General features: G+C 27.3%; 11 protein-coding genes. 4 read left to right on the top strand and 7 right to left on the bottom strand.

Features of this window, described 5'->3' with window-relative positions; all coding sequences use genetic code 11:
- Both hisH and hisA read left to right on the top strand, forming a co-directional pair.
- Positions 1-281 (top strand): imidazole glycerol phosphate synthase subunit HisH (gene hisH, locus WC168_RS08560; RefSeq protein ID WP_372618679.1); only part of this gene is annotated, 281 nt, incomplete at its 5' end.
- A gap of 133 nt (positions 282-414) precedes the next feature.
- Positions 415-1,122, top strand: coding sequence for a 1-(5-phosphoribosyl)-5-[(5-phosphoribosylamino)methylideneamino]imidazole-4-carboxamide isomerase (gene hisA / locus WC168_RS08555; RefSeq protein WP_279134134.1), 708 nt, complete (start codon positions 415-417; stop codon positions 1,120-1,122).
- 16 nt (positions 1,123-1,138) lie between these two features.
- Here the strand turns inward: hisA and hemH are convergent, their stop codons facing one another.
- Complete coding sequence (gene hemH, locus WC168_RS08550) at positions 1,139-2,068, bottom strand: ferrochelatase (RefSeq protein WP_279134131.1); 930 nt, start codon at positions 2,066-2,068, stop codon at positions 1,139-1,141.
- Positions 2,058-2,651, bottom strand: coding sequence for an ATP-binding cassette domain-containing protein (locus tag WC168_RS08545; protein WP_066354445.1), 594 nt, complete (start codon positions 2,649-2,651; stop codon positions 2,058-2,060). The genes hemH and WC168_RS08545 overlap by 11 nt, the downstream gene beginning before the upstream one ends.
- A gap of 161 nt (positions 2,652-2,812) precedes the next feature.
- Between WC168_RS08545 and WC168_RS08540 the strand changes: the two genes are divergently transcribed.
- On the top strand, positions 2,813-3,103 hold the full coding sequence (locus WC168_RS08540; protein ID WP_109066658.1) for a c-type cytochrome: 291 nt from the start codon (positions 2,813-2,815) through the stop codon (positions 3,101-3,103).
- 40 nt (positions 3,104-3,143) lie between these two features.
- Here WC168_RS08540 and ccoS read toward each other — a convergent pair whose 3' ends face one another.
- Positions 3,144-3,383 carry a cbb3-type cytochrome oxidase assembly protein CcoS gene (gene ccoS, locus WC168_RS08535; protein ID WP_066159062.1) on the bottom strand — a complete coding sequence of 80 codons (240 nt, stop codon included), beginning with the start codon at positions 3,381-3,383 and terminating at the stop codon, positions 3,144-3,146.
- Positions 3,376-5,811: a heavy metal translocating P-type ATPase gene (locus tag WC168_RS08530; RefSeq protein ID WP_372618676.1), complete on the bottom strand. Its 2,436-nt coding sequence runs from the start codon at positions 5,809-5,811 to the stop codon at positions 3,376-3,378. Before WC168_RS08530 ends, ccoS begins: the two co-directional genes overlap by 8 nt.
- A gap of 84 nt (positions 5,812-5,895) precedes the next feature.
- On the opposite strand from WC168_RS08530, the gene WC168_RS08525 reads away from it, so the two are divergent.
- The gene (locus WC168_RS08525) at positions 5,896-7,515 is read left to right on the top strand and encodes an EAL domain-containing protein (RefSeq protein WP_372618674.1); all 1,620 of its coding nucleotides are present in this window, start codon (positions 5,896-5,898) and stop codon (positions 7,513-7,515) included.
- On the opposite strand, the gene gmk is transcribed toward WC168_RS08525, so the two are convergent.
- The 3 genes from gmk to WC168_RS08510 form a co-directional block, all read right to left on the bottom strand.
- Entirely contained in the window at positions 7,512-8,132 is a 621-nt protein-coding gene (gmk, locus tag WC168_RS08520) for a guanylate kinase (RefSeq protein ID WP_066159068.1), read from the bottom strand. The two genes, WC168_RS08525 and gmk, sit on opposite strands and share 4 nt — an antisense overlap.
- 3 nt (positions 8,133-8,135) lie before the next feature.
- Positions 8,136-8,963 (bottom strand): hypothetical protein, encoded by an 828-nt coding sequence (locus tag WC168_RS08515; RefSeq protein WP_372618672.1) that lies wholly within the window; start codon positions 8,961-8,963, stop codon positions 8,136-8,138.
- The coding region (locus tag WC168_RS08510) for an ATP-binding cassette domain-containing protein (RefSeq protein ID WP_372618670.1) at positions 8,960-9,354 on the bottom strand (395 nt) is incomplete at its 5' end. The genes WC168_RS08515 and WC168_RS08510, both read right to left, overlap by 4 nt.

Below are 9,354 nucleotides of genomic sequence, written 5' to 3'. Positions count from 1 at the left end.
ATAAATCAAAAATGAGTAGTGATTTAAAAATTCCACATATGGGATGGAATAAAACAGTAAATAAAGATAATCCACTTTTTAAAAATCTACAAAACCCATATTTATATTTTGTACACTCTTATCATGTCGTTACAGATGACAAATATACAATAGCAACAACAAATTATGGATATGATTTTGTAAGTGCTGTAAACAAAGATAATATTTTTGGATTTCAACCTCATCCTGAAAAGTCTCATAATAATGGACTTAAAATATTAGAAAACTTTATAAATTTATAATAAAAAAGGCTTTGTTCTCAAAGCCCTTTAGGTTTTTGCTACTTTTTAGGGGATTTTCAATCCCCGCTATAAAAAGTAGTAATTGAGAAAAAAGTTCCTTTTTTAAATAGGAACTATTTAAAAAGGAGAAATTATGGATATATTACCAGCGATTGATTTAAAAGATGGAAAGGCTGTAAGACTTAGCAAAGGGCTTATGGATAGTGCAAAAATCTACTCAGATGAGCCATGGCAAGTGGCAAAAAGATTTGAAGAGTTAGGAAGTAAGTGGGTTCATATTGTTGATTTAAATGGAGCATTTGAAGGAAAACCAGCCAACTTAGAGCAGATTAAAAAAATTAGAGAGAACTGTAATTTAAAAATTGAACTTGGTGGCGGGATAAGAGATGAAAAAACTATTCAGATGTATTTAGAACTTGGAGTTGATAGATTAATTCTTGGTTCAATCGCTGTTAAAGATCCACAATTTGTAAAAGATATGGCAAAAAAATATCCAATCGCTGTTGGAATTGATGCAATAAATGGAATGGTTGCAGTTGAGGGTTGGGCAGAAGTTTCAACAATGAAAGCTACAGACCTAGCAAAAGAGTTTGCAAATGCTGGAGTTGAAGCAATTATTTGTACAGATATAAGCAAAGATGGTATGCTTTGTGGAGTTAATGTTGAATTTACGCAAGATATTGCACTTGCTAGCAATGTTTACACAATTGCAAGCGGTGGAGTTAAAGATATTGAAGATATCAAAAACTGTAAAGCAAATGGAAATATTGGTGGAGTAATTGTTGGAAAAGCTTTTTATGAAGGTACTTTAGATTTAGAAGAGGCTTTTAAAATTCTTTAATATAAGCTAGAAAATTCTAGCTTATAATATCTTTTATAGCCTCTATAAAATCATCTCCATCATTTACACACTTACAAACTTTATACTCAAGTATTCCAATCTCATCGGCAACTTCTCTATATTCAATATCAAGTTCAAAATCTGTTTCAGAGTTATCAACAATAAATGATAGTGGATAGATAATTACATTATCATTTTCAAAGTTTTTTAACATATCTTCAAGTGAAGGTTCAAGCCATTTTAGTGGACCTACTTTTGATTGATAAGCAAGATTTATAGATTTAAAATCTATATTTTTTTCTTTTAATTTTTTACTTAAAATCTCAACATGTTCAATCATCTGTTTTTGGTATGGGTCACCATTATCAACAATTTTTTGAGGAAGTCCATGAGCTGAGAAAATAAGATTGTATTTAACACCTTCTTGCATATTTCTCTCTATCTCATTTACAATGCAGTTGTTAAATTTATCATTTTTATAAAAATCATTTATAGACTTTATTTTAAAACTATTTTTTGCATATTTTAAAAAATCCTCCATTGAAGATTTTGTAGTTGTTGTAGAGTATTGCGGATAAAGTGGAAGTAAAAAAACTTCACTTATTCCATCCTCTTTTAACTTCTCAACAACATCTTTTGCAAAAGGTGGAGTATATCTCATAACTTGATATGTTCTATATCCATCTATTTTCTCATTACACTTTTCTACTAACTTTTCTGTTAAAGGATTAATTGGAGATGCATTTCCAATCTCCTCATAGTTTTTCCAAGCACTATTTAATCTCTTTGTTACTATAAAAAAAGCTATCATTTTTCTAAGAAGTGCACTTTTAACTGTTAAAATATTCTCATCATTAAACATATTTGTTAAAAACATTTTTAATTCATCTTTGCTTCTAGCCCCACCCATATTTAGTAAAACTAAAGCTTTGTTACTATTTTTCATCTTCCAGCCTTATAATTTTATTACTACACCATTTTGCCATATCTAAATCGTGAGTCACCAATAAAACAGCACAAGAATCAAGAAGTTCAACTATTAACTTCATTGTTTCATAAGCTATTATATTGTCAAGTGCTGATGTTGGCTCATCAACTAAAAGAAGCTCTGGTTTTAAAAGAATTGCTCTTAAAATAGAGCATCTTTGAAGCTGACCACCACTTAACTCATACGGTTTTTTATATAAAAACTCAATATCTAAACTTAATTTTGGCAAAATCTTATCTAGTTCATCTTTAAAATCTCTATTTAAAACATCTTTTATCTGCTCATAAATAGTATATGTTGGATGAAAAGATGAAAAAGGATCTTGAAATATAATAGCTGTTTTGCTCTTTTTTATCTCTCCAAACTCCTGTTTTAAATTTCCTAAAATAAGTTCAAAAAGTGTTGATTTTCCACTACCACTCTTTCCAATTATTGTTATAAGTTCACCTTTTTTTAGATTTAAATTAAAGTTTGAAAATATATAGTTACCTTTTTTGTAAGCAAATTTTAGATTTTTTATCTCTAACACAAAACTATCCAAAAGCTATTTCCTTTTTTAGTTTGTAATATATTCAAAATAGGCTTTAATATATATTTATATTTAATATATTTTTAATTGTAATAATTTATTAACCTTTTTTATTAAGAGAATTACAAAGAAAATATAGTTAGAATACAGCTTAAAATTTTAAAGGAGAAAAGATGAAAAAAATCATTCTAACAACTGTTGCTTTATCAGCATTTGCTTTTGCAGCTGCACCAGCATCTTATGCTACATGTAAAGCATGTCATGGAGTTAAAGGTGAAATAAATGTAACTACTCAAAGTAAATCGTTTGTTCCAGCTAACCAAACTAAAGAAAATATAGTAAAAGCTTTAAATGGTTATAAAGATGGATCTTATGGTGGTCCTATGAAAGCACTTATGAAAGGTTATGCAACAAGATTAAGTGATGCTGATATTAAAGAGTTAGCTGAATATATGGGAAAATAATCTAAGATTATTTTACTAAATCAAAGGGGATAAGTTTTACTTATCCTCTTTTTTTTTGCTCTTTTTCTTTCTCTAAGCTATCTTTTTTTGCATCTTTAATAGCCTGCTCTTTTTTTATAGCATCATTCAAATCATCAACACTATCAAAAAGTAAACCACTTGTAATTTTATTTGCATCATCAAATTGACCATTTTTTGCTGCCCAAATAAACAAAAGTAACATTCCAGCTGAGATTATAAGTCCCACAATTAACATAAAAAATAGTGTATCATCAATCATTTTTATCCTTTAATTTAATTCTTAGTGAGTTAAAAATAACTACAAGTGAGCTTAAACTCATTGAAAGAGCTGCTACAAGAGGAATAACATATCCAGCCATTGCTAAAGGAATTGTTACAGAGTTATAAATAAGTGAAAAAGCCAAATTCTGTTTAATATGTTTATATGTCTTTTTTGATATTTTAAAAGTATCTTCTAGTGCTTTTAATTTTGAATTTAAAATCACAATATCAGATACAAGCATTGAAACATCAGCTGAATTTCCCATAGCAATTGCAACATCACTTGAAGCTAGTGCAACACTATCATTAACTCCATCCCCAACCATTACAACAATTTTTCCATCTTCTTTTAGTTTTTTAATAAAATCTGCTTTATTTTGTGGAGTTTGATTAAAATAGAACTCATCTATTTTAAGCTCATTTGCAACCTCTTTTGCAACAAAACCATTATCTCCAGTTAGCATTACACTTTTTATATTTTTACTCTTTAAATAATCTATTAGCTCTTTTGCATCATCTTTTATCTCATCACTTAATTCAAAAATAGCAACTATTTTTTTATCTACTGAAAAAGAGTATATAGTTTTAAAAGTTGTAAAATCAATATCAATTCCAAACTCTTTTTGAAGCTCTATATTTCCACCCAAAAGAGATAAATCTTTATATTTTGCACTTAAACCTTTTGCTTCAATATTTTTTACATCTTCTAAAGTTAATTTTTCTAAAGAGTAATTTTTTTCTAAATATTTTTTAACAGCAAGGCTTACTGGATGATTTGAACTATCTAAAAGTGAATATAAAAGATTTAAGATATTTTTATCTTCACTAAAAATTTGTGAATTTTCTACTTTTAGCTCACCTTTTGTAAGTGTTCCTGTTTTATCAAAAACTACAATATTTGCATTTGCAATTGTCTCAATATATTTAGCCTCTTTTAAAAGCAAAGATTTTTTTGCTAATTGTGAAATTCCAACCAAACTTGCCATTGGAGTTGCAAGTGCTAAAGCACAAGGACAAGCAATTACAACAACTGAAACAGCTGTTATAAATGATCTTTCAAATTGATTTGTATTTTCAAAGTAAAAACCTAAATCAAGACCAAAGTAGTACCAAACCAAAAAAGTAACAAATGCAATAGTAAGAATTGTTAAACTAAACCCTCTTGATAGCTTATTTGCCAAAGTTTGGATTTTTGGTTTTGAATTTAGTGAATCTTCAAGTAAAGTTACAATTGATGAAAAAGTAGAGTTTTTAAAATCTTTTGTAACTTCAAAATGAATTAAAGAGTCTAAAATAGCAGTTCCACTATATATAATATCATCTTGTTTTTTATAAACAGGAGTTGATTCTCCTGTTAAACTTGACTCATCAAATGATGCACTTCCAAATACAATTTTACCATCAACTGGAATTTTCTCTCCAATTTTAAGTTCAATAATATCTCCAACTTTTATAGAGTTTAAAGCTCTTGTCTCTTTTTTCCCATTCTCTATTACAACAGCTTCTAAAGGTAGAGTTGATTTTATTTTATCAAGTGTATCAACTGCTGATTTTTTTCCAATAACTTCAAGATATTTTCCAACCAAAACAAAAGTTATAATCATAGCAACTGAATCAAAATAGCTCTCACCTTTTGCTCCAAGCATCACACTAAGTGAGTAAAGATAGGTTAAAGATGCACCTGTACTTACAAGTAAATCCATATTTACCATACGGTTTTTTACTCCATAATAAGCACCTTTATAAAAAACAAACCCACTATAAAACAAAACTGGAGTTGTTAGAATAAACTCAGCAAAATGAATCATATCTTTTACTTCATTGCTCATTCCTGTAAAAAAACCTGTATATTTTGCAACACTTAGCATCATAATATTCATAGTACAAACAACAGCTACCATCATTCTTACAAAATAGTCTTGTTTCGCTTTTTTTGCCTGAACATCAGCCACACTTGAATCATAAGCATAAGCGTTGTAACCAATTGCTCTAATCTTTTTTATAATATCTGATAACTTTAAAATATCACTATTAAAAACAACTCTAGCTTTATTTGTTGTAAAATTGATATTTGCTTCAATAACACCTTTTGTATCATACAAAATCTTCTCATTTAACCAAATACAAGCAGCACAATGAATTCCTTCAAGTATTAAATCAATTTGAGTAAAACCATCTTTTGTTTTTGATGTGTAATTATCTAAAAAATTTTGAGAGTCAAATTTTGATAAATCATCATTAGAGATTTGAAGAGGAGCTTTTATGCTCTTATTTCCAAGCTTTTCATAAAAAGAGTCAAGATTTTCATCTTTTAAAATATGATAAACACTTTGACAACCACCGCAACAAAAATTTAAATCATTCTCTTTTATCATTACACTACTATCAAATGATAAATGACAATGATTACATACTATTTTTGACAAAAAAAGTCTCCTAACCGCTTATTATTAAACTATATATAAAAAAATTTAAGTATTATATCTTATTTATTTTCAAAGAGTGGTTTAATGAACAAAGAGATAGATAGGCTAAAAAATGTTAATGTACTTTATGCTGAAGATGAGAAAGAGTTAAGAGATATTACATCTGAATTCTTAAAATCATTTACAAAAATGCAATATGTTGCTTCAAATGGAGAAGAGGGATTTAATCTATTTTTAGAGCATCAAGATAGTATTGATTTAATAATAACCGATATAAATATGCCTATTTTATCAGGTATGGATATGATTAAAAAAATTAAAGAGATAAATCCTAAAATTCCAATTATTATAGCAACTGCATTTTCAAATAAAGAGTATTTACTTGAAGCCATAAATATTGGTGTTGATAAATATGTTCTTAAACCAATTGATATATCAAAACTTCTTCAAGCAATGCTTCAATCCCTAAATTATCATGAGTTAAAAGATTTATATACAGATAATCTTACAAAACTTGCAAATAAAAATAGACTTCAAAAAGATTTAAAATACTCAAACAATGATCTATTAGCACTTTTGGATATTGATGAGTTTTTAGCAACAAATGATCTATTTGGTGAAAAAGTTGGAGATAAAATTTTAATTGAATTTGCATCAAAAATGAGAAACTATTTTAGTTCAAAAGATTTTTCTCTTTATAGAATTGAGTCGGATAAATTTGCCGTAAGTCCAAAAAATCCTATTGATATAGATACTTTTTTTGTAATCTGTAGAGATTTTCTAGATACGATTGAAAGTGATGCTTTTTTAATTGATGATAATGAGATTGATGTAAATGTTACAATTGGTATTGCAAAAGGTGATGGAGAACAAGCTTATAAATATACAAAAAGAATTATAAACTATGCTAGAAAAAAATTCCAAAAAATTATGATTTATGAGGATTCATATAATATTCATAAATCTTTTGAGCAAAATATTATGTGGATAAAACTTTTAAAACAAGGTTTTAAAGAGAACTTATTAAAAGCATTTTTTCAACCTATTGTTGATACAAAAACTAAAGAAGTTTTAAAATATGAAGCACTTATTAGATACATAAGTCTTGATGGAAAAGTTCACGGTCCTTATGAGTTTTTAGAAGTTGCAAAAAAAACTAGACTTTATCAAAATATTGTAAAAGTTATTTTAGATGACTCTTTAAAACTAATAAAAGAGAAAAAGAAAAAAGTATCTATAAATATCTCTTATGTAGATTTAATAGATGATAAAACAAAAAAATATATTTATGACTTTTTAGAAAAAAACAGAGAGTTTGTAAACAATCTTGAGTTTGAACTATTGGAGAGTGAAGAGATTATAGATTTTAATATCATAAAAGATTTTATTACAAATGTATCTAAATATAGTTGTAAAGTTGGTATTGATGATTTTGGTGCTGGCTACTCAAATTTTCATATTTTATCAAAGTTAGATATTAGTTTTGTAAAAATAGATGGCTCATTAATAAAAGATATTCACAACTCAAAAGAGCTTGAGATAATTGTAAGAACAATCGCAAGTATTGCTAAGGATTTTCATATAAAAACAATTGCTGAGTTTGTAGCAACTGAAAATATTTATGAAAAAGTTAAGGCTCTAAGTATAGACTACTCTCAAGGTTACTATTTTGACAAGCCTTTAACATTTGAAGAGATAGTTTAGGCTTCTAGCCAACTATTTACTATCTCATCTTTTGAATATAGTTTTGACTTTACTCTTGCAGCTGTTGCAATAGCCAAAATCTGTTTTTTTGCCTCATTTAAGTTTTCATTTACAATTAAATAATCATAATCTAAAAACTCCTCCATCTCAACTCTTGCATTTTCAACTCTTTTATTAATACTATCTTCACTATCAGTTGCTCTTGCAACTAATCTTTGTTCTAATATCTTTTTTGTTGGAGTTGTAATAAATACAGAAGTTATTAGATTTTGAAGTTTTTTTCTTATAATTTTGTGTCCTTGAACATCAATATCAAATATAACTAATTTTCCAGCATTTAAGGCTTCAATTACTGGTTTAAGTGAAGTCCCATAATAGTTGTCATGAACTTTTGCATACTCTAAAAAGTTTGCATCTTTTATATCCTCTTCAAACTTCTCTTTACTTACAAAAAAGTAATCAATTCCATCCTCTTCTGCTTCTCTTGGCTCTCTTGTTGTTGTAGAGATAGAAAAATATAGATTTGGAATATTTTTTATAACTTCTTTTAATAGAGTAGATTTTCCACAACCACTAGGTCCTGAAACAATTAATACCGCACCTCTTAGTTCATTCATAAATTACTCTCCTTTTAGCGAAATTTTAAGATTTATAACTTCATTTCTAGCTAATCTATCTATTATATTTTGATTTAATTTAAGCAAAAGTGGCTTTAATTCATCCATTTTAAATCTATTTAAAACTAAAGTATAATCCTCTTTTTCTAAATCAAATTCATAATCTTTTACTTCATCAAGTGCATCATCAATAATATCAGTGATATCTTTCCAATCTCTCTCTTCTAATTTTTGTATATTCTCACTTTTATCATCTAAAAAGCTATTTATCTTTTTTAACTCACTTTTATCTAGAACTCCACCTTGTCTAATAGAGTTTAAAGATACAATACTCTCATCATCTAAATCATTTTTTCTAAAAAAACCATCATCAAAATCATCTTCAATTAAAGTTTCAAAAAAATCCTCAGCTAAATCACTCTCTTTTTCTTGCATCTCATTAAAACTTTGCGAATCTTCAATATAGTTATCTTTAACTAAACTATCTTTAAATGTATCAAAATTGTGACCATTTTCAATCTCATCTTTTAAAATCTTTATCTGCTCTTTTAATATAGCTTCAAGTTTTGTTGGTAAAAAAGGTCTAGGAACTACAAAATCGCTTGGAAGGTCATAGCTTAACTCTTCAGAGTTAATAGCTGCAAGTTTTTTTGTAAATCTTTTTAACTTTAAAAAATCACTTCCAATAAAAAGTTGATCAACAACAATAAAGTCAAATTTACCTTGAAATTTTGTATTTCTTTCAATATTTAAATCAATTCCTAATCTTTTACAAACTAAATTAAATATATGCTCAATTATTGCTGTATTACAAATTAGAAGCAATTTCATTTTAAAATCTCCTTCAAGCTTAAATCCTCCAACTTAAAAACTCTATCACACTTGAAAGCTAAATCATCTTCATGAGTAACTAAAACAAGTGCCGCATTATTATTTTTTATATATTCAAAAAGTGTATTCATAACTATATTTGCAGTTTTTTTATCTAAATTTCCCGTTGGTTCATCTGCAAATATTATATTTGGTTTTTTCATTAAAATTCTTGCAATTGACAATCTTTGTTGCTGTCCACCACTAAGCTCTCCAACACCTTGATTTAAAACATGAGTTATATCTAACTGCTCTAAAAGTCTATTATCAATCTTCTCTTTGCTTAATAGTGTTGCTATTTGAAGATTCTCAATTGCACTAAATCCTCTAAATAAATAGTGTGCTTGAAAAA

Origin of the sequence: Aliarcobacter sp., assembly GCF_041672065.1 — a bacterium.
In the GTDB taxonomy this organism is placed as follows: Bacteria; Campylobacterota; Campylobacteria; order Campylobacterales; family Arcobacteraceae; genus Aliarcobacter; species Aliarcobacter skirrowii.
The sequence above is the reverse complement of the archived record's forward strand: the minus strand, read 5'-3'. Positions and strand labels throughout refer to the sequence as shown.